Genomic DNA, 23,466 nt, shown 5'->3' with positions numbered 1-23,466 from the left:
CCATCGAACGCACCCCCGCCCCCGGACACGCGAAAGGCCCCTCATCGATCAACGATGAGGGGCCTTTCGTTCAAGCGTTCACCCGCGGTGCGACTCGGTCACGTCGCGGGCGGCTCCGGCAACCGATCAGTTGTTGCCGGTGAGCTTCTCGCGCAGGGCGGCCAGGGCCTCGTCGGAAGCCAGCGTGCCGGAATCGGACGCCGGGACCTCGGAGGAGTAGCTCGACGGCGCGGGGGCCGCGTTGGACGGAGCGGAGGAGGAAGAGGAGGACGAACCGGTCGCTGCGGTGGCGGCGGCGTCGGCATCCTCGGCCAGGGCCTTGCGGACCTGCTCCTTGTGGGCCTCCCAGCGGGCCTGGGCGTCGGCGTACTGCTGCTCCCAGGCGGCGCGCTGGGCCTCGTAGCCCTCGAGCCATTCGTTGGTCTCGGGGTCGAAGCCCTCGGGGTACTTGTAGTTGCCCTGCTCGTCGTACTCGGCGGCCATGCCGTACATGGCCGGGTCGAACTCGGAACCGTCCGGGTCCACGCCCTCGTTGGCCTGCTTGAGGGACAGCGAGATACGGCGGCGGTCCAGGTCGATGTCGATGACCTTGACGAAGAGCTCGTCACCCACGGAGACGACCTGCTCGGCCAGGTCAACGTGGCGAACGGCCAGCTCGGAGATGTGGACGAGGCCCTCGATGCCGTCCTCGACGCGAACGAACGCACCGAAGGGAACCAGCTTGGTGACCTTGCCGGGGACAACCTGACCCAGCGCGTGAGTGCGCGCGAAGGTCTGCCACGGATCTTCCTGAGTCGCCTTGAGGGACAGCGAAACACGCTCGCGGTCCAGATCCACCTCGAGAACCTCGACGGTGACTTCCTGGCCGACCTCGACGACCTCGGACGGGTGGTCGATGTGCTTCCAGGACAGCTCGGAGACGTGAACCAGTCCGTCCACGCCGCCCAGGTCCACGAAGGCACCGAAGTTGACGATGGAGGAGACAACGCCCGTGCGGACCTGTCCCTTCTCCAGCTTGTTGAGGAAGGAGGAACGAACCTCGGACTGGGTCTGCTCGAGCCATGCACGGCGGGACAGCACCACGTTGTTGCGGTTCTTGTCCAGCTCGATGATCTTGGCCTCGATCTCCTGGCCGATGTACGGAGCCAGGTCGCGCACACGGCGCATTTCGACGAGGGATGCGGGCAGGAAGCCGCGGAGACCGATGTCGAGGATGAGACCGCCCTTGACGACCTCGATGACGGTACCGGTGACGACGCCGTCTTCTTCCTTGACCTTCTCGATGTCGCCCCAGGCACGCTCGTACTGAGCGCGCTTCTTGGACAGGATCAGGCGGCCTTCCTTGTCCTCCTTGGTCAGGACGAGAGCCTCAACCTCATCACCAACGGCAACAACTTCACCGGGATCGACGTCGTGCTTGATGGAAAGTTCGCGGGACGGGATGACGCCTTCGGTCTTGTACCCGATATCCAGCAGAACTTCGTCGCGGTCGACCTTGACAACTTCGCCAGAAACAAGGTCGCCGTCGTTGAAGTATTTGATGGTCTCGTCAACGGCCTTGAGGAACTCGTCTTCGGTTCCGATGTCGTTGATCGCGACCTGCGGGGTGTTGGTGGTCATGTAGTAGGGGCTCCGATGTGGATAGTTTGCTTACTCGGTCGGCTCCACCGCGTCCTGTGACGGTTGCTTCGCGAAGCCGAACATTTATTGGACTGTGCGCAGATGATGCGCCCACTCAGTCTATGGGCTGATGCAAGTCCGGTCAACGCACAGATGCCCGTCATGCGCGGTTTCATGCCCTTCGAAAGGGTAATTCGTCACACCTCACGTCCTTCGCGCAATGTGCTGGACGAAGGACTCGCGTTCAGAACTCGAAATCGCAGTACGGTTCGCGGTTCACAGCGAAAATTTGGGCGGCCTCCTCGGCCCCGTCGCCGACCACGACGCCGAGCCTCGTTTCGATCTCGCACCCACGGAACACTGCGGTGGCCAATCGGTCGACTGGAAAGCGCACGCGCGGCGCGTTGGGCGCGAGGGCGACGTCGTCCCTGGCCCGATCCCCGCGATCTTGTGTTCCGGACACGTCGGACGACGGCGTGACGGTCGCCGTGCCCTGTTCGATGTGCATCGCGTAGGCCCCAGTCACCAGGCCCATGGGGTCGTCGACCAGGAGGACGATGTCTCCGTCATGCGGGTACCGCCGTGATTCGAGAACGGACACGACATCGAGGATCCGGGTCCAGATGAGGTCGGCTTCCCGGTTGGCCGTCACCGCACGAGGGTTCTCGAGGATCGAGGACAGGGCCAAACCCGGGGCATCCTTGAACTCGACCAGCTCCAGCAGGTCCACACTGAACAGGTGGTTCCACAGGCCGACCCACGCAGCCGGTGTGACGGCTTGGACGTCGATGATCTTGGCCTTCCACGGGTCCGAGTCCATTCCCTCGTGGTCCAGGGTCATATACCCTTCGGGCCCAGAGTGCCCGACGTAGACGAACGCCTCCCTGCCCCGGACCGGATCGAGGGAATCCTTGTCGAGACTGGTTTGCCCCAAAAAGTTCCGGATATGCCCCCTGAGCCGGTTGATCTTGCCCGCGCGGCCGGCGTCGGACTGCGCACAGATGTCTTCGGCCAGATCCAGCATTCGTTGCGGGTCCGCCTCAACGACCCGGCCGGAAGCAGCGCCCGTCGATTCCATGACGCCGGGCAGGATGCGCGGGCGACGCCGGAGATCGAGTTCGTAGGTACCCACACGCGTCGCGACGCCGAATCCGAACCGACCGTAGATTCCGCCCTCGGACACGGTGAGTCCCGCGAGCCCGTAGCCGTCACGCTGTGCCTCGGTCAGTTCGTTGGTCATCATGGTGCGCAACAGCCCACGACGCCGGTGGGAGGACGACACCCCGACCTCCGAAATCGCCCAGAGGCCCACCGCTTTCTCGCCAACTTCCATACGCCGGGGGAAACCCACGATCGTGGCGACCGGCTGGGACGATTCACCGGCCCATTCGGGAGCGTCCTCGGTCTCCACGAACCCGCGGTGCACGAACCCGGCGTCCTGGTACAGCCCGGCCACATAGTCCTGCACCTCAGGCGTTCCGGGCTTTTCATGGAATCCGCGTTCGACGCGGGCGTAGAAACGTCGGTACTCGTCGGTGGCTTTCCCATCGCCATCGACGATGGTCCTCAGCTCAAACGGTTTCAGGGACATGTGGTTCCTCATGATTCCTGTCTCGTAGCGGTCAGTGGGCGGCGTCGTTCCAGGAGCGGCCGTGGCCGACCTGGACTTCGAGCGGGACGCGAAGTTTGACGGCGGTGGACATCTCTTCGCGCAGGATGGCTTCGGCGGCGTCGTACTCCCCCTCGGCGACTTCCAGGATGAGTTCGTCGTGGATCTGGAGGACCATGCGGGTTTCGAGCTTCTCCTCCTGCAACCGACGATGGACGCCGAGCATCGCGATCTTGATGATGTCGGCGGCCGACCCCTGGATGGGCGCGTTCAGAGCGGCGCGTTCGGCGTTGTCGCGGACCTGCCGGTTCGAGGAGTCAAGGTCCGGAAGGTAGCGACGCCGGCCGAACATCGTCTCGGTGTAGCCGACCTTCTTCGCCTCGTCCACGACTTCCCGCAGGTAGGTGCGCACGGCACCGAAACGTTTGAAGTAGTTGCTCATCAGGCCGCGGGCTTCATCGACCGAGATGTTCAGTTGCTTGGACAGGCCGTAGCTGGACAGCCCGTAGGCGAGCCCGTAGCTCATGGCCTTGACCTTGGCGCGCATTTCGGAGGTCACGTCCTCCGGGTCCACGCCGAAGACCTGCGAGCCCACGAACCGGTGGAGGTCCTCCCCCGATTCGTAGGCCTCGATCAGGCCCTCGTCTTGGGAGAGGTGAGCCATGATCCGCATCTCGATCTGCGAGTAGTCCGCGGTCAGGAGCGTCTGGTAGCCCGGTCCGCAGACAAAGGAATTGCGGATCCGTTTTCCTTCCGACGTCCGAACAGGGATGTTCTGAAGGTTCGGGTTGATGGACGAGAGGCGGCCCGTGGCTGCCGTCGTCTGCCCGAAGGTCGTGTGCACCCGGTTGGACGCCGTCGTCGCGTCCTTGAGTCCCGTCACGAATTGCTGAAGCTTGCTGAACTCCCGGTACCGCAACAGGTAGCCCATGAAGTCGTGCCCCTTGGTCCCGGGTTCGAGCTTGGTCATGAGCTCCTGGAGGGACGAGGCGTCCGTGGTGTAGCCCGAGGAGATCTTGCGGGTCTTGGGCAGGTCCAGCGTTTCGAACAGGACGGTCTGCAACTGCTTCGGCGAGGACAGTTTCACGGCCTCTCCGACCACCTGGTCCGCGTTGCGTTGCGCGGTATCGATTTCGGCCTGGAAAGCGTCCTGGAGGGTGTCGAGCTCCTGCACGTCCATCGCGATGCCGTTGGTCTCCATCGCCAGGAGCACGTGCGTGAGGGGAACTTCGATGTCCTTGAGAATCGTGGTGGCCCATTCGTGCTCGGCCAGGCGGGCCGAGACGGCCTCGGCGACGTCGTGCATGAGCCAAGCCGAAGCCGCGAACCTGTCCAGGTCGGCCGCGGTGTTCTTCTCCCGCACCTCGTCGGATTCCTTCTTGAGGGCTGCGGCGGTCGGTTTCTTGGGCTTCGCACCGAAGTCGTACGTCGTGAATTCCGCCGCGAGTTCCTGGGGGCTGTACCCGCGCGCTCCGGGACGCAGGACGAAAGCTTCGAGGGCCAGATCGCGTCCGGTATCGGGCAGCTCGTAGCCGACCTCCCGCAGGGACCGTACGAGCTCCTTCAGGTGGGAGACCAGCAGGTCGTCGCCACGGTCCTTCAATGCGTCGGCGAGGGCACCGGACAGGTCGGAGTCGGCCTGCTCGAGACGGACCGATCCGACGGCCTCACGCGTCGCGAGAAAAACGACGTCGCCCGCCCGGTAGTCGGTCTCCAGCGTGAGGGCGACTGCGGTTCCTTTGCTTCCCAACAGGTTCTTGAGGTCGTCCGGGGTGACGATGTCGCGGCGCTCGGGAATCTCGATCTCGGGCTCAGGCTCGGTTTCGACGAGGTCCGCCCGGACCCGTTCCCGAATCCGGTTGAACTCGAGTTCGTCGAAGAGCTTGTCCATCGCTTCGAGGTCGGGTTCGTTCCGCTCCATCTGTGCGAAGCTCAGAGGCAATTCGATGTCGCGTTTGAGCTCGTTGAGACGGAAGTTGCGGCGGACGTCGTCGAGATGCGCCCGGAGGTTCTCGCCGACCTTGCCGCCGATGTCGTCCGCGTGGTCGATGACGCCTTGGAGGTCGCCGTACTGATTGATCCACTTCGCGGCCGTCTTGGGCCCGACCTTGGGAACGCCCGGCAAGTTGTCCGCGGATTCCCCGACCAGAGCGGCCACGTGGCGATACCGGTCGGGGCCGACGCCGTACTTTTCCTCGATGTCCGAGGCCGTTCTGGGCGGAATCTCGGAGATGCCCTTGGTCGGGTACAGCACGTGGGTGTTCTCCGAAATCAGCTGGAACGCGTCCCTGTCCCCCGAGACGACCACCGTGTCGGCCCCTGCCTGTTCGGCCAGCATGGATCCGGTGGCGATGATGTCGTCGGCTTCGAATCCCTCGACCGTGATCCACGGGATGTTCAGGGTTTCGAGCACCTTCTGGATGTACTCGATCTGCCCGGAGAACTCCTCCGGAGTCTCCGCACGGCCGCCCTTGTATTCGGTGTACTCCTCCGAGCGGAAGGTGGGCCCGCTCAAGTCGAAGGCCACGGCGATGTGCGTCGGCTGCAACTGGCGCACCATCGTCAGCAGCATGGACGTGAATCCGTGGATCGCGTTGGTGTGCTGACCCTCGGAGTTCGTGAAGCGGTCTGCGGGCACCGCAAAGAACGCCCGGAAGGCCATCGAGTGGCCGTCGATCAGCAGGAGTCGTTTGCGCTCCCCCGCGTTCTCGGCGGGATCGGCAGGTTCGGGGGTGTGATCGGCCACGGTGGCCTCCTCGTCGGGCGTTGTCTCGGGGGCGGAAGTCACCTACCAATCCTAATCACAGGCGGCAGGGATTGGTCCGGACCCTCGTTCCCGAGCGGGACGCCCGACCGGGATGTCACCTCAGGAAGCTCCCACGGGCCGGTTCAGGACACCTGGGAAACGATGGTCTCGGCGACCTCACGCATCGAGAGCCGACGGTCCATCGAGGTTTTCTGGATCCAACGGAATGCTTCCGGTTCCGTCAGTCCCATCTTGGTGATGAGCAGGGACTTCGCACGTTCCACGAGCTTGCGGGTCTCGAACTGCTCCTTGAGATCACTGACCTCACCTTCGAGGGCTTTGATCTGCTCGTAACGGCTGACGGCGACCTCGATCGCGGGAATCAGGTCGTTTTCCGTGAAGGGCTTGACCACGTACGCCATCGCGCCGGCTTCCGTGGCCCTGTCCACGAGTTCCTTCTGGCTGAATGCGGTCAGCAGAACCACGGGGGCGATGCGGTCCTTGGCGATGGCCTCGGCCGCGCTGATGCCGTCCATCTTCGGCATCTTGACGTCCATGAGGACGACGTCCGGGTCGTGCTCCCGCGTCAGCTCCACGGCTTCTTCGCCGTTGCCGGCCTCGGCGACGACGTCGAACCCCTGCCCCTTGAGGATCTCGACGATATCGAGACGGATCAGCGCCTCGTCCTCCGCGACGACGACGCGGCGCTTCTCGGTCTGGCCCTCTTCGACGGGTGCTGCTTCTTCGACGTCAAGCTTCTCTTGTTCAGAGGTCGGCTCGGTCACGGTGTACTCCTCTGACGTGGTGTCTTCGCCCGGTCTGGCCTTCCAGCTCGGACGTCGTTCAAGGTTGAGAGGCCAGTTTACGTCCAATCCCGCGCCGACGCGTCTCCCCTGTGTCCTGGCTCGCGTCGATCCCCTTCGTGGCGGGGATGCTGGGATTGTTCGTCTTTCCTCCGCACTCGGGCGATTTCCCGCGTGCCTCGGTCACGGGGGCGAGACGGCGTCGGGCGGCGCGAGGTGGCAGATTCGTGCAGGTCCGACCCACGAAGTGGCAATTTCGTGCATGTTGCACGGCGAAATATGCACAAATGTGCCGCCTCGCGGTGCGGCCCGGCGAGGTGGCAGGTTTGTGCACGCTCGCAGCTCGAGGTGGCAGGTTCGTCCACGCTCCCGGCTCGAGGTGGCAATTTCGGGACGATTCCCCCGCGAGGTGGCACATTTGTGCGGTTTTCGGCCCGAATTCCGCACGCCACTGCCACCTCGGCACGCCGGGCGCACGCCGTTGCCACCTCGGCACGCCGGGCGCACGCCACTGCCACCTCGCCCGAGCCGCCACCGGACCGACGACGACGTCGACGCGATGCGTCCTGCCACCACGAGGTGCCCGGAGAGCTATCGAGCCACATTGGGTGGCGCTTACCCGAATGAGAGGCGTTTTCCGCCGTTAGGCGGCGGCTCAACCGCCACCTAACGACGGAGACCGCCACCGAATCGGGGATCCACCACAGAACCTCAGCCAGAGGCCCCGCCCGAATGACCGGAAACCAGCACTCAATCGGGCGACCCCCACGCCACGCACGAGCTCCCCCCTCTTCCCGACACGACGTGGGCCCGGCGCCGTCTCGCGCGAGACGACGCCGGGCCCACGGGTTGCTCGTGGTTACGGGTTTCGGGCTACTACTCGCCGGAAACCGCGTTGGCCAACTGCTCGAGTGACTCTTCGAGCTGCTCCTGGGAGACCAGCGGCATACCGAGGTCCTGAGCGGCCTGAGGGTCCATCTTGGACCAGTCGTACGTCAGGGACACCTCGGTCTGGTCCGAGTCCTGCGACTGCAGCTCCCACGTCCACTCCCAGCCGGGAGGCTGTTCGCCGGCCGGTGCCGTCTGCCAGGCGATGAGCTTGTTCGGGTCGAAGCCGGTCACGTAATTGTCCGTCTTGTAGTCCCCGCCCATGTGCGGCCCGTTCATGTTCATCCGAAATACCTGGCCGGACTTCTGAATGCGGTCGGTCCTGTCGTCGGAGACCACGTAGCCGGACCCGTCGAACTCGTTGTGGCGTTCCGGGTTGCTCAGGAGGTCGAAGATCTTGTCGGACGGCTCGTCGATGGATCGGGTGACTGTGATCGATGTCGTCTCAGCCATATGGTTCTCCTCTGCTTTGACTGCAGCGGTTTCCGCGGCAACTTCGGTTCCCGTGGAAACCAGGACACCATCAACCCTAGTGGCCGTCCCCACAGTTGACGATCAGCCAAGAGCTGATTCCCGAGAGCTCGGAGGGCGCTGCACAGCATCGCCGCTAGACACGACACGAAGTACTTCGTGTCAGATGCCGATTCCCACGCATCTTGGCCATACACTTCGAATGTCCCTCACTTCACTTGGAGCCACCCATGTCTTCTTTTCTTGGATTCCCCCTGCCCGATTTCACTACCCGACGCGGTCGGGGCGTGCGAGTCGCGGGCGCCGGCGTCGCCCTTGTCCTCGCCCTCGCCGGCTGCGCAACCAATGCATCCTCGGATGCCGCCGCTGCGGCGTCGGACTCTGCCTCGCCGACTCACGTCACGCAGGTGTCGGATGTCGAGGGCTCCGGTTCCGACGACGCCCTCACCGCACTCGAGGCCCTGCCCGTCAAGGGGAAAGCCCCCAAGACGGGATACAAGCGCAAGAATTTCGGGCATGCTTGGGCCGATACGGACCGGAACGGGTGCGACACCCGAAACGATGTTCTGAATCGCGATCTGACCTCGGTGTCCCACAAACCCGGCACCCGCGACTGCAAAGTGACGTCGGGCGACCTCGTTGACCCCTACACCGGCAAGGACATTTCCTTCACAGCCGGCAAATCCACGAGCAGCGCGGTGCAGATCGATCACGTGGTCAGCCTCTCCAACGCCTGGCAGACGGGAGCCCAGCAGCTCTCCGATGATGAGAAGAAGGAGCTGGCGAACGACCCGCTGAACCTCCTCGCCGTGGATGGCCCGACGAACCAGGGCAAGAGCGACGGCGACGCCGCCACCTGGCTGCCTTCCAACAAGCAGTTCCGCTGTGACTACGTGTCCCGTCAGGTTGCGGTGAAGACCAACTATCGCCTGTGGGTGACCCAGGCGGAGAAGGACGCCATCGCGGGCGTTCTCGAAGGATGCCCCGGCGAGGTTTTGCCGACCGGCGACGACGCCCCGGAAGTCGGGACCACGACGGGGTCGACCCCGGAGGCTACACCGGCGCCTGAGCAACCGGCTCCGGCGGCAACCTCTTCGGCGCCCGCACCTGCACCGGCCCCTGCCGAGCCTGCGCCCGCAGAACCTGCCGCGCCCGCTCCGGCTGAACCCGCTGCACCAGCCCAGGGCGACTCCTCCTACCCGAACTGTTCCGCAGCCAAGGCCGCGGGCGCGGCGCCACTGCACGCCGGCTCCCCCGGTTACAGCAGCAAGTTGGACCGTGACGGCGACGGCGTGGCCTGCGAATAAGGCCGCTGCCTCAACGCCGTGGATGCGGCGGACGTGGGAAAACACGGTGATCTCTGTGCTTTCCCGCGTCGCACCCACCTGTCCCACCGCGACACGAAGCCCTCGTGTTGCGATGGGTTTGCAACATATTCAATTTTTCAAATAGAATTTCACAAGTTCGCCTGAATGGGAGTCGGCATGACACGCCTTCAGGCGGCAACAGTGTGCGCGTTTTTATGTTTTGCGTCACACATTGGCTTGGGTCGAGGCAATCGATAGCATCGCTTGTTACCCACGAGAATGATCGACTGGACGCTAGAAGAATTTCAACTCCTCATTGACCTGCAGAAATGCGCTCGTCCGGCCTGACGCGAAGCTGGTTGATGCAATTCCATAATCCTGAAATGTGCACATTTTCATGGCTACACTATTTTCTTGTGACGCTTGGCTTCCCAAACTAGAATCCTTGACGTCACACACCCACGGTCATTGAGGAAGCTATGGAAACGGTCAACAAAAACACGTTGTCACGTCGAACCTTGGCAAAAGGCGCCCTGTGGTCCGCCCCGGTGCTTGCCGCCTCGTCGACAGTTCCCAGTTACGCCGCATCAAAGCCAAGGCCCGCCATGGACATCGGTGGATTTATCAGCCTCACAAAAGACTGCACGTCAGGAGTCCTCAAGTTTGCCGGGTCCGGGAGATACCCACGCAGAGGCTTGTGGGTCGTAAACGCCGATGAAACTTCACAGGCCACTCACGCAAAAATTACGTACTACTTTCCGAGTGCTTATGCCGATTTGAGGTGGAAAGCTAATGCAAGCAACGGCGCCTGGTCCGTGCTTTCATTGGATAGCACAGCTCCACAACAAGAGGGATTCGTAGCCTACTCGACAACATTTGCCGGAAGCTGGCGCTACAGGGCGGATCATCGTTCTCTCATCGCTACCACCGGTCCGAGTTTCGAGGCGCATATTGATCCATCTATCTGCCAGCCGAAAATAGAAGTTTACAACCTGCGAACAGTGATCGTCGACGGGGAACAAGTCTCTGCCATGCGAGGTCCGGTAGTCGTTTAGGAAATGAACGGAAATTGGAGCGTTGAGTACGAGCAAATAAGTTCGGGCCGGGGTAACCTTCAAGGGATGTAGCCGCGCCCGACACATCCGAGCCCTTCGCATGCGGATAGTTTACAGTCGCGAAAAATTCACCATGGGAGTGAAGAGCTCCATATTTGTTTGGAGAGCGCTGTTCATTCCCCACCCAGCATCGCAGCCGCAGTTGCCATGTCTTGCTCGTCGCCGGTCGTCAAAGCGTAGAGGCCGTGGCCTATCGGGGCGGCGTCCCACAGGTGACGAGCTTGGGCTGCCATGCCGGGATAGACGGGCCCGCCGGCCTCCTCGTAAGCATCAAGCGCAGCTTCCAGCATGTCCTGACCGGCTGCACCGTATTGTGCGGCGAAGTCGCGTGCCGGGTCGTCCGCACGTGCCGTCGTCCAGTCGAGAACTCCAGTGATGACGCCGTCGGCCGACATCAGCACGTGGGCCGGGTAGATCTCCCCATGGGTCATGACGGTCTCTTCCGGCCAGCACGTGTCGTCAGAAAGCCACGCTTCCCAGGACTCAACGAATGCTGGAGACACCGAGAAACCATCACGGACCTTGCCGATGTCATCCCTCCATGCCTGACGAACTTGCTCAGGGCTCCGCGTCTCCACCCCGGCGACAGAAGCCTGGGCCGCGGTAATACCGTGCAAGCTGGCGAGCAAACGCCCCAAACGCGCCGCATAGTCCGGGCTGGCCGGATCCATATGCCAGATCGGCTCGCCCGAGGACGACAAAGTCAGCCCGGGAGAACCTGGCAAAGCCGGGTACGCGATCAAGTCCGCCCCGTGGACCCGCCAATCCGGCACGGCAATGTTCTCCTTTGCCAAAACCGGTCCGACCAATTGGAGGATGCTCGCCTCATTGGCGATTTTCTCGGCAACGTCGTCGCGCCGGGGCTGACGCAGAATCCAACGCTGGCCGTTGGCGTCGTCGGTGATGACCACACGGTAATCCAGACCGGCCTCGATGAGAGTCGCGTCTTCGGAGGACACGCTCAAGCCATGCGATCTGGCCAGGTCCAGCACTTCATCGATGATCGACATGGGTCCATGATGTCATCCATATGACGCACGGAACACAGGCCAACATCGGCAACGTTTCGGCCGGGACTATGGGGCGCACCGGCCCGACTGTTCTGACGATCCTTGATAGCCGGGCAGATCTCCCGACGTCATCCCCTCGGGGTACCCACCCGTTCCGAACCACGCCGTCGTGGCGGTGCGCGGCATTATCGAACCGAGGGCCCCAGCGAGCCGCAATCCTTTCCCGACCGCCCGCTCCCATGGAAGGACCTGCCCGCGTCAGTGATCAGCGAAACGGTGGTCATTCTGAGCGCCCCGGCCAGAATCGAACCCGACTGGATCTGGCGCCTCTCGCTACGGCATGAGTCAGCCAGCTGACCGATAACCCCTGAACGATTTGAGGCTTCTCATTTCGAAGCGCGGGTGAACGCACGGACGAACCTCCGGACTCCGCACGCGTGAATGCGATTCGCGGGTGTCATCACGATCAGATCCTGATCACTCGGAGGGAGTCATTATGCTGTACCCTGCGATGTGTACGTGATTTGTCACTGAAGATTACGAGCGAAATTTCTGTATCAAGAGGGTGACTAATGATGGAAATAGGTCTCTGGATCGGCGTCGGTACAGCCGTTGTCGCTGCCCTTGTCATAGCATGGCTGGTCTACCACGATGGCCAAAACTAGAAGATAGACGATAGAGGACAGCACGACTCCGTACCCGGCTCCTAGTAGCATCGCTTGGACGGACAAAGTTTTCGTGACCCGCACTCGATACCGGCTACCCCTTCAACGTGATATATGGATTCATTCGACTGGAACTCGTTCGGAGAACGGACTCACCCCTGGTGGTATTCAATCTGACGCGAGGTGGCACCACAATGTACGAAGACGTCAGTTGCCGATTCCCACGAATTGCGAAAACACGCATACAGCCAACAGAAGAAGATTACATCTGCGCCGTGGCTGCCGAAAGTTCATTTCGCAGTTTCTCCTCTTCGCCGCTCTCGTTCGTCGCCAAACGCAATGGTCGCAATCCGCATCTATTCAATATCGAATCCTTTAACTTGCCCCGAGCCACTTGTACCGGGTTGTTCTCGTGCCAAGCGAAACCATCGACTTCAACTACCAACACCGGCTTCTTCGTAACGACATTGATCACAACGAAATCTACCGATGAAGCACGGTGGATGAACGCCTCCTCTTGGTAGTTGAGTGCTATACCAGGGGGCTATTCCAGCTATCGAAGCACTGGATATGACAGCCACGCCATTGGCCCTTGACCCGGTGACCGTCGCCGACCTTGCCAGCAGCAGAGCTGCCATGTTCGGCATCGTGGTCACCGACATCACCGCCCCGATGAACGACGCCTATCGACTCACCCGTGCTTGGGCAGATACCTTTTGTCAGGCCGGGTTCTCGGGGCTTGCCTCCCGGTCTCGCATTCCTCCCAACCCACCGAACGGTTGCCCTGACCTGTTCGGAAGTGCCGGCGAACATCGTTCAGGCCAAACTGCATCCGGAATCGCCGAGTCACCGAAATCCTCACCGAGGACATGGGGCTCAGCCTGGACCCGCTCCCCCTCGACGTGGACCTGAATATCGACCCCGACTGACCCAACCACGGGCCACGAGCCGGCCGCACACGCTCGCTTCAAGCTCGCAAGGGCGTGATCCGCAGGTACGTTCCGCACCGCCAGACCCATTCGAGCGGTCCATAGCGGAAGTACCGGAGCCACAGCGTCGAGAAAGCGCACTGAACCACGATGATTGCGGCCCAGATCCCCAGCCCGGCCGGAGCGGAAATGTATCCGTGGGCCGTCAACGATGGAAGTATGGCCACGCAGAGCACGGTCTGGCCGAGATAGTTCGAAAACGCCATACGACCGTAAAAGCGCAGGAACGAAAGGCTCTTCCACCCAACACGTGTTCTCAGCAGGAGTATTAGCCCAGCGACGTACATGAAACCGGGAACCAGTGCCGTGCGGAAGGCTATGTCGTGCGCTTCGCTCGTCCTAGCTCCCGAAACCGTGGTCCAGATCAATATCGGCACGGACCCGATAAGGCTGAGAACGAAAAGGGAAACGACAGGGACCCGGGTATTCTTCGAGAACAGGCTATGCCCCGCCAACCAGAACCCGAGCGCCATGTGCCCAATTGTTCGTGCAAAGGACAGTAGCGGCAACACGATGGACGGAAGGTGGAAGTCGACGGCGTTCAGATCGGTCAGCAGTTGCATCACATCGGGGATCACGGCAGCTGCGATGCCAAAGACTGCGAAGACATGCCGCGGCAACAGGGCCAACGGCAAGAGCAGAAGGGCGAGGACCCCGTAGGTCATGAGCACGTCGACTCCCCCGAGCAACGAGTTGATGAGTCCCGCGGCCACCAGAATGACCATTCGCCGGATATAGACCCACGCCGAGAGCCCCTTGGCCCGTAAACGCGTCAGGAATATGTGGATTCCGACGCCGAAGAGGAACGCGAAGACGAAATGGAATTTGCCCAGCGCGACGTCGTCGACAACCTGCCATATGACGGTGTCCGACCCAGAGGGACTTCCGGTCTGGCCCGCCTGGTTCAGGAAATAGTTGATATTGATGAGCAATATGCCCGCGATGGCGATTCCGCGGATAACGTCAATCGATACGATGCGGTCCGCCGGCGACGACGGCTGCGAGCCATCCGCGCTCTTCTTGGTTCTTTGGGGCGTCTGTACGTGTGTCACGCCGGCCCACGGTAACAGAGCAGAATTCAAGAAGAATGTGAAATACCTGATGACCAGTCGTCGAAGGACTCATGCCTCACGGGATTGGCTCCAAAGGGTGTCTCCGCATCCTTCCTGGAAGGTCATTGGCCATCAGCCGCGCCGCGGAGGTGTCGGGTTTCTTGGAAGCCTGACGGGCGACCGCCGTCGAAAACTCTCGACCGAAGGTCCCCCGAGGAAACGTGTTCGTCAACTCTTCCAGAAAGGATCTGGGCAATACATCCAGGTTCGCTCCCGTCACGTCCAGACCGGTGGCCAATTCCAGAACGTAGCCCTCCGGATCCAGGTCGGGATCCACCGAGGTCCAGTTATGGCGCACGACGACGTCCAGCACGCGTTGGCGACGATCGCTGGACCACCCGGCACCGGCCGTGAGCGCTATGCCGACATGTCCTCCCGCGTGTTCATAGGACAAGGTGTCATTGTCGAATTCCTCGGAAATGCCGATATCGTGCAGCAAAGCCGAGACATAGAGCAATTCATGGTCGAGGCCCTCTATCGCATGCGCGACCGCTATACCTTCCGCGATGTACCACGAGCGCAGCACGTGATTCTTCATGGCCGGCGAATAGTATTGCCGCGAAAGCGCCAGGGCACCTCGAGCGGCCGAGGTATTGGGAGCCGTGAAATCGTCCAACCGCATGATGCGATCATATACACGCGTTGTGGATGGTTGTTGTTGAGGGGCGGAAATCTGTTGCGCCCAGGCTTGGTATTTGAGCCTCGGCAGTTCACCGGCGACGCATACGGCGGATCGGCGTGGCCTTCTCCGGGAAGGACGCACCGATCCGCCTGCGATAAGGCTCCTCCTGCCTCAGAGGATTCCGAGGTTGTGCAGGAGATCCAAGATCGCCTGGATGATCTTAGAGCCACTTTGAATGATTCCGTGGATGTCCACGCTCCGCCCTTTCTGACTACGTATGGGTCGACTGCGAGCCGATTTTATACTCGCAAGTACAGAATAGCCTAGTCAGGCCGGGTCCACAACGAAGGCTGCATCCAAGCAACCGGTCAACTTCGAATGCAGCGGGACGACTCTGGCGTGGGCCGTGTCCGTCGGCGGGCTGGCGGACACCTACGGCTACGTACAAGCGCTCCTGGCCCTCCAGCGGAGCTCGCGGAATCAGGATTTGTCCTCCGAGCGGTACATTGACTATCGGAACTGACCTCTATGGACGTCGCTCAACATGTTTCTTGTCCTGATGGAGTCGTTCAAGTCTCCCTTGACAGCCTCAACGTTGGGTGGCCAAGTCACCTTCTCCGGGCTCCGACTCAGCGCCCGAACTTTCTGCCCTTTTCGGAAAGTTGATTGACAACTTCCGAGCCAATATTTCCCGTATCACCGATGACCAATATCATTTCGGCCTCCCGACCTCGGCCCTTGATGAATTCGATCATGAAAATATGGTGAGCAAGTCGTGCCAAGCTAGCACCTCCACTCACCACAGGAGGATCCGACCGTCGGCCCGGTATTCAAGCGAGTGCCAGACAGGCGGCGTAGCAACGATCGGCCACCGCAACTGCGAGTAATTCGGTCTGGACGCACACGCAGGCCTGCAGGCCGTCGTCGCCCTCGCGAACGATGTAATATCCGGTGCTGTCGCTGAGCTGACTGCCTTCGGCGTCGTAGAAGAGCCGCCTCACGTGGACAAAGCTGATCGCCCCCGTAAGGTCTTGTACGTTCAGGCGTTCGTGCCCGACGCTTCGGGGACTGTAACGAAACACCTGCTCTGGACCGGCCTCTGGTGTATCCCGGGCACGGCGACACCCTCGTGGTGACCAAGCCGGATCGACTCGGTCGTTTGGCGGGAAACCACAAGCAGGTCGCTAATGATTTGCAGGACCAAGGTGTGGGGCTGTTGGCCCTGTGTCAGGGGATTGATACCACCACTGCTGGTTCCCGGTCGTTCTTCCACATGCTGGTGGCCATTGCGGAATTCGAGCGCAACCTGATTGTGGGGCCGGCTCGTGACGGGTTGGCAGCTACCCGTGCGCGTGCCTGGAAGGGGGACCGGAGGATTGATTTCCTCCCCCATAGGGGAAAGTGACCGTGAATTATTGGGCGGACCGTCGAGTCAGGAGTGTCCCTGCGGCGCAGCCGACGGCGAGGCCGAAGAACAACCACGTGAGCCAGATGTGTCCCGATGAGGCTCGGTCGAACAGGCCAGGAAGGAGGAGAAGGAAGATCCCGCTTGAGACGGCCAAGCCGATGATGAACCCGGCCAGGGTCTGTTTTTTGGACATCGTGTTTCCTCTCTAGTTGAAGCAGCTGGCGACAGCGGTTACCGAGGCGCCTCCTACGGTCGCATACCCGCCGATGCATGCGACACAGACCGGAATGGTCACGCCGGTTTCTCCGGCAGCGCAAGCCCCGGCGCACGCGCCGACAATGAGGTATCCAACCGTGCCGGAGACTCCCAGTACTGAGGCCACGCAAGCGACTTTGTCCCCAGTGCTCTTGTAAGTGGTAGCTCCATCTGAGGAACTTTGGGTGTCTTCCTGGCTGATTTGCTGGTTCGTTTTGTACTGGACGTCGGTATCTTTGCTCTCACTCATCTGACCGTTGGCATACTTGTCCAGATGAAATGTGCCGGATGGTCCCTGTGAGTAGAGCGTTTCACTGTAGTTGAGTGAATTGCCATCTTTGTCGAAGAGGGCAGTGAAGTTGCTCGTCGTTGTGTAGTCGCCATTGGTCGGCACCGAGACGGATGTAAACGTCTGGTCGCCGGAAGTTACTTTGTACACTTTCGCCCTGTTGAAGTCCAAAGACGATGACCCTGCGTGGCTGGTGTAAGTCCCGTCATTGATACCTGCTGCCACCTTGTCGGTCAGGTTCTTGGATTCGTTACCACTGAGCAGGTTCATGTCTGTCGATCCCTGCTGGGCGGAGGACGTGTTCGCTACGGCTCCGATGAGCTGATCGTCAATGATCATTCCCGGAGTCGCCCACAAGCTCGCCCCAGCCCGTGAGCCGAAAGAAGACAGGCTCAGGGCTTCGGCCGGGAGCTACGACCGTCCCCCTGGCCCCGACGAAGCATCGTGGCCAGTACGGCGTCCTAGTGGGCCACCGTCATGATGGCGCCCATGAAGACGACGCCGCCGAGGGTGGCCCCCAGCGTCCCCCACGCGGGGTGGTCGGCGTGGGCTTCGGGCAGGATGTGGCTCGTGGCGATGTGGAGCAGGAACCCGGCGAAATAGGCGAGGTACAAAGCGATGGCCGACGGGCTGAGATGCAGCGCCGAGCCAACCACGGCGCCGACGATCGGAGCCAGTGCGTCGAGGACCAGCACGACGACGGCGCGCCGCCGGCCGTTGCCGAACATGGCCGTGAGCGTGAAGGTGTTGAACCCGTCGGCGAAGTCGTGGGCCAGGACGGCGATCCCGACTGTGAGGGCCAGCCCCGCTCCTGCCGTCAGGCTGACGCCGAGGCTGAGCCCGTCCATGAAGCTGTGGGCAACCAGCGCGCCGCCCGCGAGCAACCCCAAGGGTTTCAAAGAGTGGCTGTGCCGGGCGTAATGCTCCTCATTGGCGCTGTGCATTTCGAGGGATTTCTCCACCACGTGAATGGTCATGAATCCGGCGAGAAAGAGCACCATGACCCATGGGATTCCGAAAAGCTCTTGGGTGTTCCCCTCGAAGGCTTCCGGCAGGAGATCGAAGGCCACGACGCCCAGGATCACGCCTCCTGCGGCGCCCAGGACCAGGTGCTTCCTGTCCTGGACCCGTATGGCGACCAGCCCGCCAATGAGAGTTGCTGCGGCTGCGCTGGCGCCCAGCAAGAGTGCGATCGCCATTCCTGTCCTCCATTCGCGACTCGACCCATGCAACACCTTCCTCCACACGGTGAGCAACTCGGCGCCCCATTTTTCTCGACGAGCATGATCTGCCGAACTCGGTTTGTCCCTGACAACCTTCGGGGAAACGTCGACGCTTTTTCCACGCTTTCCCCAGCAACGTTGGATTGAATTCGATATGCAGGACGCAGCGTCCCCCGCGCTCTCCGCTCCTCCGCTTTCCTTTCTTCTCACCGCAAGGATCCCCTATGTCCTACGGCCACCAGAACAGCCAGCACGAATTCCCGACCGAGAGCCTCCCAGTGGCTCCCCCGCCCGCGCGACGTCCGTGGTACGCCAGAAAAGGCTTCAGGATCGCGGCCGCAACCACAGCGATCACGGTCACGGCCGCGACGATTGCCGGCATCGGCGTCGTCCATCACCTCTCCAACAACGTCCGGTCGACCGCCGTGGATGGGCTGAATTCCTCACCGGATATGGACGGTCCGTTGAACATCCTGGTCGTGGGCTCGGATGAGAGAGACGGATCGATCGAGGCGGGAGACGCCGAAGGCCGCCGCAGCGACTCGATGATGGTGGTCCATCTCAATGCGGCCCACGACAAGGCCACGGGTGTTCAGATCCCTCGTGACACGATGGTCACCCCGCCCAAGGGGTCCGCGGAGTACTCGTCGAACCCCAACCAGCCCATACAGATCAATTCTCTGCTCGAAGAAGGAGATTCCCAGTTGGTCGCGGCAGTCAGCGACCTGACGGGCATGAAACTCGACCACTACGTCGACGTCAGTTTCGGAGGATTCATGTCGATCGTCGATTCCCTCGGTGGCATCGACATGTGCCTGCCGGAGGCGATCAACGACCCCGATGCCAATCTCAAGGTGCAGGCCGGCTGCCATACCCTGCATGGGAAGGACGCCCTGGCCATGGCCCGTACTCGGCACGCCATCGGGGACGGGAGCGACCTTGCCCGCATCGGGCATCAGCAAAGCGTCATGAAAGCGATTCTGAAAAAGGCCGACAAGGATTCTGTCCTGAGCGATCCGCTGAAAATGTTCGACATCTTGGACAAGGCGTCCTCCGCGATAACCGTCGACGACGGTCTCAAGAATCCTTCCGACCTGACGGCGCTCCTCCGTGCTTTCGCGACCGTGGAACGCGACCACGTCGACTTCGAGCAGTTGCCCGTCGTCCCCTATCCGTGGGATACCAACAGGGTCGAGCTGTCCGACGAAGGCGCTGCACTGCTGAAAACCCTTCAGCACAGCTGACCGACAACAGACTGCGCGCGGCGGAGTCACTCCGCGCGTCCCTCCCCGACCGCCCCTCCCAGATCATCCCTCCCAGGCCGTCCGCCCGCGCACTATCACGGTGCGCGGGCTTCCGCGCGCATTGTGATCGTACGGTCAGCGAAAAAGTATCTCGCCTTGTGCGGCAGTGCGACAGGGCATAGAACTGTGATCAGGCCTACATCCAAGGAGGGGCAATGATTCCCAGAATGGCGAGCGTGACGATCGCGCTCATCGTGCCAGGGGTCCTTCTGATCACGGGGATTCTGCTTCTCGGCAGTTCACCCGCGAAGTTCCTCGGAATACCCGCGGTCCTGGCATTCATGTTTGCGATGTTTCCGTTCATGAGCCTGGCCATGTGGATCAGTTGGCGGCTCTTCGACAAGGACGCCGACTACCAGCTCGACGACGTGGACGAGCAGACCGGAGAGATGCATTCATGACCATTGCGATGTTTGTCCTGGTCCTGCTGGTCGCCGTCGGTCTCGGCCTGTATTCACGAGTCGGCGCCGGCTCCTCGACCTCGGACTTCATGGTCGGCGGTCGAAGCTTCGGCTCCATCGTCATCTTCATCATGGTCGTGGGCGAGGTCTATTCGATCGGCACGATCATCGGATTTCCCGGGGGCGTCTACGCAGACGGTGTGATGTACTCCGTCTGGTTCATGGGATACATCCTGTTGGGGTATCCCATCGGCTATTTCCTCCTCCCCCTGCTGTGGAAGGCCGGCCGCAAATACGATGCGGTCAACCTGCCGGATATTTTGCGGGGTCACTTCAACTCCCGGACTCTGGAACTGACGGCCGCCGTGCTCGGCGTCGTGTTCATGGTCCCCTGGGCCCAATTGCAATTGACCGGCCTCGAAGTGGCCCTCAGCGGCCTCGGTCTGGGGCTGAGTCCCCTGGTGACGGTCCTGATCGGCGTCGGCATATCCCTGGTGTTCGTGCTGCTGTCCGGAATCAGGGCACCGGCCTACGTGAGTTTCCTGAAAGACTTCGCGCTGGTTTTCGTGATCGTCCTGGTCGCCGTCTTCGTCCTGAGCAAGGGGCCGAACGTCGCGACCATCGTCGCCGAAGCCGACCTGGGGTCCTCCCACAGCACGATCCCCGCCGGGCCGCCCATGATCAATACGATCTCGACGCTGCTGTTCCAGACTCTGGGCTTCTATATGTTCCCCTTCGTGGTCCAAGCCGTGGTCAGCGGAAAATCACCCGTGGGAATCAGGCGCAGTCAGATCGCCATGCCGCTGTACATGCTCATGTACCCGTTCCTGCTGTTGACCTCATTCTTCGCGATCTCCGCGGCCCCCGGGCTGAGCGGGGCGGACACCAACCTGGCTTTCATCGAGGTCGCCCGCCAGTTGCTGCCCGACTGGCTGCTGGGCCTGGTCGCCGGCGGCGCCGCGTTGTGCGCGATCGTCGTACTTGCGGCATCAGCGCTTGTCATCGGCACGCTGGTATCGAGGAACATCGTCCCCCACGTCAGTGAGGCCAGGCAGAAGCCACTTACTCAGGCGGTCATCTTCGTGTATCTGGCCATCTCCATCGTGCTGACCCTCGCCGCTCCCTCGATCATGGGAACGCTGATCAACACCTCCTACTACGGAATCACCCAGTTCATTGTCCCCGTGGCGCTCATGATTTTCCCGGCCCGGGTCAGGCCGAGTGTTATCGCGCTCGGGCTCGCGGTCGGCTCGGTCGCGTCGATCGGTTTCTACGTCTCGGGTGCCACATTCAGCGGGGTCAATATCGGAGTTCCCGCGCTGGCCGCCAACCTGCTGGTGATCCTCATCGGCAGGTTCGTGGCCCCGGCCCCCAAAGCTCTCCGGTCCATCGCACTGCGGGGAGGTACCAGCTCCCCGGATACGCGCACGACAAGCAAAAAAGTGAGGTCCTCCTGAATGCCAGCCACCACGTTCTTCAACGGAACCATCCGCACCGATGCCTGGAGCGAGCCGGTCGAGGCCTTGGCGGTGGACCAGGGCCGCGTGCTGTCGGCCGGTACTCTTGACGAGGCCCGGGCGGCCACCGGGTCCGGAGCCAGGCAGGTGGACCTCGACGGCGCCGTCGTCGTCCCCGGTCTCGTCGAGTCCCATGTCCACCCCATTTTCTTCGGCCTGACCCAGAACTGGACCGACTGCCGCAGCACGGGTGAATACTCCATCGCGGATATCCAAGATGCCCTCCGTTCCGACCTGGCGTCCGTGTCGGACGGGCAGTGGTTGCGGGGATGGGGGTACGACAACACGCTGCTCACGGAAGGACGTCACCCGACCCGGGATGACCTGGACGCCGTGAGCGTGGACGTGCCCGTGGTCATCTCGCACATTTCGGCCCACTTCGTCGTGGCCAATTCGAAGGCCCTCGACCTGGCCGGCATTCACGAGGACCGTCCGGACCCGGCGAACGGCCACTTCATCCGTGATGAATCCGGAAGACTGACCGGTCTGATGTGGGAAATGGGGGCCGTGCACGCGGCGCTGGACGCGATGCCACAGCCCTCGGAATCCGACATAGAACAGGCGGCACGAGACGCGGCCGACGTCGCCGTCCGACGCGGTATGACCTCGATCCACGACCTCGCCGTCGGAATCATGGCAGGGGACGACGAACTCCGGACATGGCGGTCGCTGGCCGCCCAGGGCAATATCCCGTTGAGGGTCACCGGATATATCAGGGCAGACCTCGCCCAGGACTACTTGAACGATTCACCCGACCTCTTCGCACAGCCCGCATCCGGAAACTACCGGGTCGCGGGCGCCAAGTTCTGGTCCGACGGCTCAATTCAGGGTCTCTCCGGTGCGCTCAAAGAACCGTATTCCTGCCTCGACACCGAATGCGGCGAGCTTCTCTATTCCCCCGAAGAGCTCGTGGATATTCTGCGGCACATCGACGACGCCGGGGGCCAATGCGCCGTCCATGCCAACGGCGACCTCGCCATTTCGACGGTGGCCCGCGCATTCGCAGCATTGCGCGAGGCGTCGGGGCAGCAAGACCCCAGGCACCGGCTCGAACATCTTCAAATGGCGTCGGTCGAAGACATTTCTTCCCTGGTCGAATCCGATTCCGTTGCATCAATTTTTGCGAATCATATCTATTACTGGGGAGACCGTCATCGGGACCAATTCATCGGCGCCGATCGGGCCTCCAGAATCGACCCGACGCGGGATGCGCAGAAGGGCGGGCTGCACTTCGGAATGCATTCCGACTGCCCGATCACGCCCATGGATGCCTTGTCGACGTTCCACACCGCGGTCACGCGACGGACCAGTGGCGGTTCCACCTTGGGCGAGGACCAGCGGATCGACCAGCGGGCGGCGTTGCATGCCTTGACCTCGGACAGCGCCTACTTGACCCACGACGAGGACCACCTGGGGACGCTCAGGGCCGGCATGGACGCCGACCTCACCGTGCTCGATCGCGACATCGTGGGATCCGCTGCCGAAGACACTGGAGACGTTTCGGCGCTGGCCACGGTGGTCGGAGGGGAATTCGTGTACAACGACGGCGGATTCTGAGGGGCCGCCGACTACGCCCGGCAAGACCCGGTCAGGTGCGAACGGCCGGATACACCACACGGAAGCGTTCGCAGACCACCGGCATGTCCTCGCGAAAACCTCGGTCGTGGCTGGCGAACCGTTCGAAGAAATCGCGGTGCACGTCTCGCCAGAATGCCAGCGTGCGGTCCCCCTCTCCCTCTGCGAAGGCGTGGTCTTCGCCGACCAGTCCGAACGGCACGACGTCGACCCGGGTGGTTCTCAGCACCGCGCGGGCTGTGCCCGAACCGTCCAGGACGACGTCGTATTGGCCCACTCGCGGGAGGGATTCCTGGTCGGCCTCGTAGTCCCAGAGGGAGCTCGACGTACCCGTCTTGGTTCCCTCGAGCACCAGACGGAGCAGTTCATCAGCTTGCTCAGCGGTGGCGCCGAAGGCCCATACGTGTTCCCGACCCGGCAGCTCCTTCGGCAGGCCCGGAACCGTTCGCCGGACGTCCTCCCAGAACGGCGCGAGCTGGGGGTCACGTGGTTCCTTGGGCATGCTCATAGTGTAGCCGGACGCACGTGAAGAGCGAT

At 62.1% G+C, this 23,466-nt stretch carries 21 protein-coding genes; 6 read left to right on the top strand and 15 right to left on the bottom strand.

Annotated elements, in window-relative coordinates:
• Positions 1 to 126: 126 nt before the first annotated feature.
• The 5 genes from rpsA to EWU68_RS07775 form a co-directional block, all read right to left on the bottom strand.
• Complete coding sequence (rpsA, locus tag EWU68_RS07795; protein ID WP_129315562.1) at positions 127 to 1,620, bottom strand: 30S ribosomal protein S1; 1,494 nt, start codon at positions 1,618 to 1,620, stop codon at positions 127 to 129.
• 244 nt (positions 1,621 to 1,864) lie between these two features.
• Positions 1,865 to 3,211: a GNAT family N-acetyltransferase gene (locus tag EWU68_RS07790; RefSeq protein ID WP_162421400.1), complete on the bottom strand. Its 1,347-nt coding sequence runs from the start codon at positions 3,209 to 3,211 to the stop codon at positions 1,865 to 1,867.
• Between the two features lie 31 nt (positions 3,212 to 3,242).
• Positions 3,243 to 6,017, bottom strand: a complete 2,775-nt coding sequence (gene polA, locus EWU68_RS07785; protein WP_274542743.1) for a DNA polymerase I — start codon at positions 6,015 to 6,017, stop codon at positions 3,243 to 3,245.
• 101 nt (positions 6,018 to 6,118) lie between these two features.
• On the bottom strand, positions 6,119 to 6,760 hold the full coding sequence (locus EWU68_RS07780) for an ANTAR domain-containing response regulator (protein ID WP_129315560.1): 642 nt from the start codon (positions 6,758 to 6,760) through the stop codon (positions 6,119 to 6,121).
• A gap of 894 nt (positions 6,761 to 7,654) precedes the next feature.
• Positions 7,655 to 8,119, bottom strand: coding sequence for an SRPBCC family protein (locus EWU68_RS07775; RefSeq protein ID WP_129315559.1), 465 nt, complete (start codon positions 8,117 to 8,119; stop codon positions 7,655 to 7,657).
• A gap of 248 nt (positions 8,120 to 8,367) precedes the next feature.
• Between EWU68_RS07775 and EWU68_RS07770 the strand changes: the two genes are divergently transcribed.
• Positions 8,368 to 9,444, top strand: coding sequence for a GmrSD restriction endonuclease domain-containing protein (locus tag EWU68_RS07770; protein ID WP_129315558.1), 1,077 nt, complete (start codon positions 8,368 to 8,370; stop codon positions 9,442 to 9,444).
• A gap of 1,228 nt (positions 9,445 to 10,672) precedes the next feature.
• On the opposite strand, the gene EWU68_RS07760 is transcribed toward EWU68_RS07770, so the two are convergent.
• The 6 genes from EWU68_RS07760 to EWU68_RS13030 all read right to left on the bottom strand — a co-directional run bounded on the left by EWU68_RS07760 (position 10,673) and on the right by EWU68_RS13030 (position 15,958).
• A complete protein-coding gene (locus tag EWU68_RS07760; protein WP_129315556.1) occupies positions 10,673 to 11,569 on the bottom strand; it encodes a macrolide 2'-phosphotransferase in 897 nt (298 codons plus the stop codon).
• A 927-nt stretch (positions 11,570 to 12,496) separates the two neighbouring features.
• Positions 12,497 to 12,739: a DUF2726 domain-containing protein gene (locus tag EWU68_RS13530; protein WP_420852879.1), complete on the bottom strand. Its 243-nt coding sequence runs from the start codon at positions 12,737 to 12,739 to the stop codon at positions 12,497 to 12,499.
• 462 nt (positions 12,740 to 13,201) lie between these two features.
• Complete coding sequence (locus EWU68_RS07750; protein ID WP_129315555.1) at positions 13,202 to 14,275, bottom strand: DUF418 domain-containing protein; 1,074 nt, start codon at positions 14,273 to 14,275, stop codon at positions 13,202 to 13,204.
• Positions 14,276 to 14,351: 76 nt separating this feature from the next.
• Complete coding sequence (locus tag EWU68_RS07745; RefSeq protein ID WP_129315568.1) at positions 14,352 to 14,957, bottom strand: HD domain-containing protein; 606 nt, start codon at positions 14,955 to 14,957, stop codon at positions 14,352 to 14,354.
• Between the two features lie 629 nt (positions 14,958 to 15,586).
• Entirely contained in the window at positions 15,587 to 15,712 is a 126-nt protein-coding gene (locus tag EWU68_RS13425) for a hypothetical protein (RefSeq protein ID WP_274542742.1), read from the bottom strand.
• Positions 15,713 to 15,787: 75 nt separating this feature from the next.
• Positions 15,788 to 15,958, bottom strand: coding sequence for a hypothetical protein (locus EWU68_RS13030; RefSeq protein WP_156265384.1), 171 nt, complete (start codon positions 15,956 to 15,958; stop codon positions 15,788 to 15,790).
• A 101-nt stretch (positions 15,959 to 16,059) separates the two neighbouring features.
• On the opposite strand from EWU68_RS13030, the gene EWU68_RS07740 reads away from it, so the two are divergent.
• Positions 16,060 to 16,362: a recombinase family protein gene (locus tag EWU68_RS07740; protein ID WP_338049678.1), complete on the top strand. Its 303-nt coding sequence runs from the start codon at positions 16,060 to 16,062 to the stop codon at positions 16,360 to 16,362.
• A 7-nt stretch (positions 16,363 to 16,369) separates the two neighbouring features.
• Here EWU68_RS07740 and EWU68_RS07735 read toward each other — a convergent pair whose 3' ends face one another.
• The 3 genes from EWU68_RS07735 to EWU68_RS07725 all read right to left on the bottom strand — a co-directional run bounded on the left by EWU68_RS07735 (position 16,370) and on the right by EWU68_RS07725 (position 18,108).
• Entirely contained in the window at positions 16,370 to 16,558 is a 189-nt protein-coding gene (locus EWU68_RS07735) for a hypothetical protein (protein WP_129315554.1), read from the bottom strand.
• Positions 16,559 to 16,570: 12 nt separating this feature from the next.
• Positions 16,571 to 17,248 carry a hypothetical protein gene (locus tag EWU68_RS07730; protein ID WP_129315553.1) on the bottom strand — a complete coding sequence of 226 codons (678 nt, stop codon included), beginning with the start codon at positions 17,246 to 17,248 and terminating at the stop codon, positions 16,571 to 16,573.
• A gap of 122 nt (positions 17,249 to 17,370) precedes the next feature.
• Complete coding sequence (locus EWU68_RS07725; protein ID WP_129315552.1) at positions 17,371 to 18,108, bottom strand: ZIP family metal transporter; 738 nt, start codon at positions 18,106 to 18,108, stop codon at positions 17,371 to 17,373.
• 248 nt (positions 18,109 to 18,356) lie between these two features.
• Here EWU68_RS07725 and EWU68_RS07715 point away from each other — a divergent pair, with 248 nt between their 5' ends.
• From EWU68_RS07715 to EWU68_RS07700, 4 genes are all read left to right on the top strand, one after another.
• A complete protein-coding gene (locus EWU68_RS07715) occupies positions 18,357 to 19,376 on the top strand; it encodes an LCP family protein (RefSeq protein WP_129315551.1) in 1,020 nt (339 codons plus the stop codon).
• 215 nt (positions 19,377 to 19,591) lie between these two features.
• On the top strand, positions 19,592 to 19,837 hold the full coding sequence (locus tag EWU68_RS07710) for a hypothetical protein (protein WP_129315550.1): 246 nt from the start codon (positions 19,592 to 19,594) through the stop codon (positions 19,835 to 19,837).
• Positions 19,834 to 21,294 carry a sodium:solute symporter family protein gene (locus EWU68_RS07705; protein ID WP_129315549.1) on the top strand — a complete coding sequence of 487 codons (1,461 nt, stop codon included), beginning with the start codon at positions 19,834 to 19,836 and terminating at the stop codon, positions 21,292 to 21,294. The genes EWU68_RS07710 and EWU68_RS07705 overlap by 4 nt, the downstream gene beginning before the upstream one ends.
• A complete protein-coding gene (locus EWU68_RS07700) occupies positions 21,295 to 22,911 on the top strand; it encodes an amidohydrolase (RefSeq protein ID WP_129315548.1) in 1,617 nt (538 codons plus the stop codon).
• A gap of 31 nt (positions 22,912 to 22,942) precedes the next feature.
• Here the strand turns inward: EWU68_RS07700 and EWU68_RS07695 are convergent, their stop codons facing one another.
• Positions 22,943 to 23,431: an ASCH domain-containing protein gene (locus EWU68_RS07695; RefSeq protein ID WP_129315547.1), complete on the bottom strand. Its 489-nt coding sequence runs from the start codon at positions 23,429 to 23,431 to the stop codon at positions 22,943 to 22,945.
• Positions 23,432 to 23,466: the final 35 nt, after the last annotated feature.

The organism is Rothia koreensis (assembly GCF_004136575.1).
Taxonomy (GTDB): Bacteria; Actinomycetota; Actinomycetes; order Actinomycetales; family Micrococcaceae; genus Rothia; species Rothia koreensis.
The sequence above is the reverse complement of the archived record's forward strand: the minus strand, read 5'-3'. Positions and strand labels throughout refer to the sequence as shown.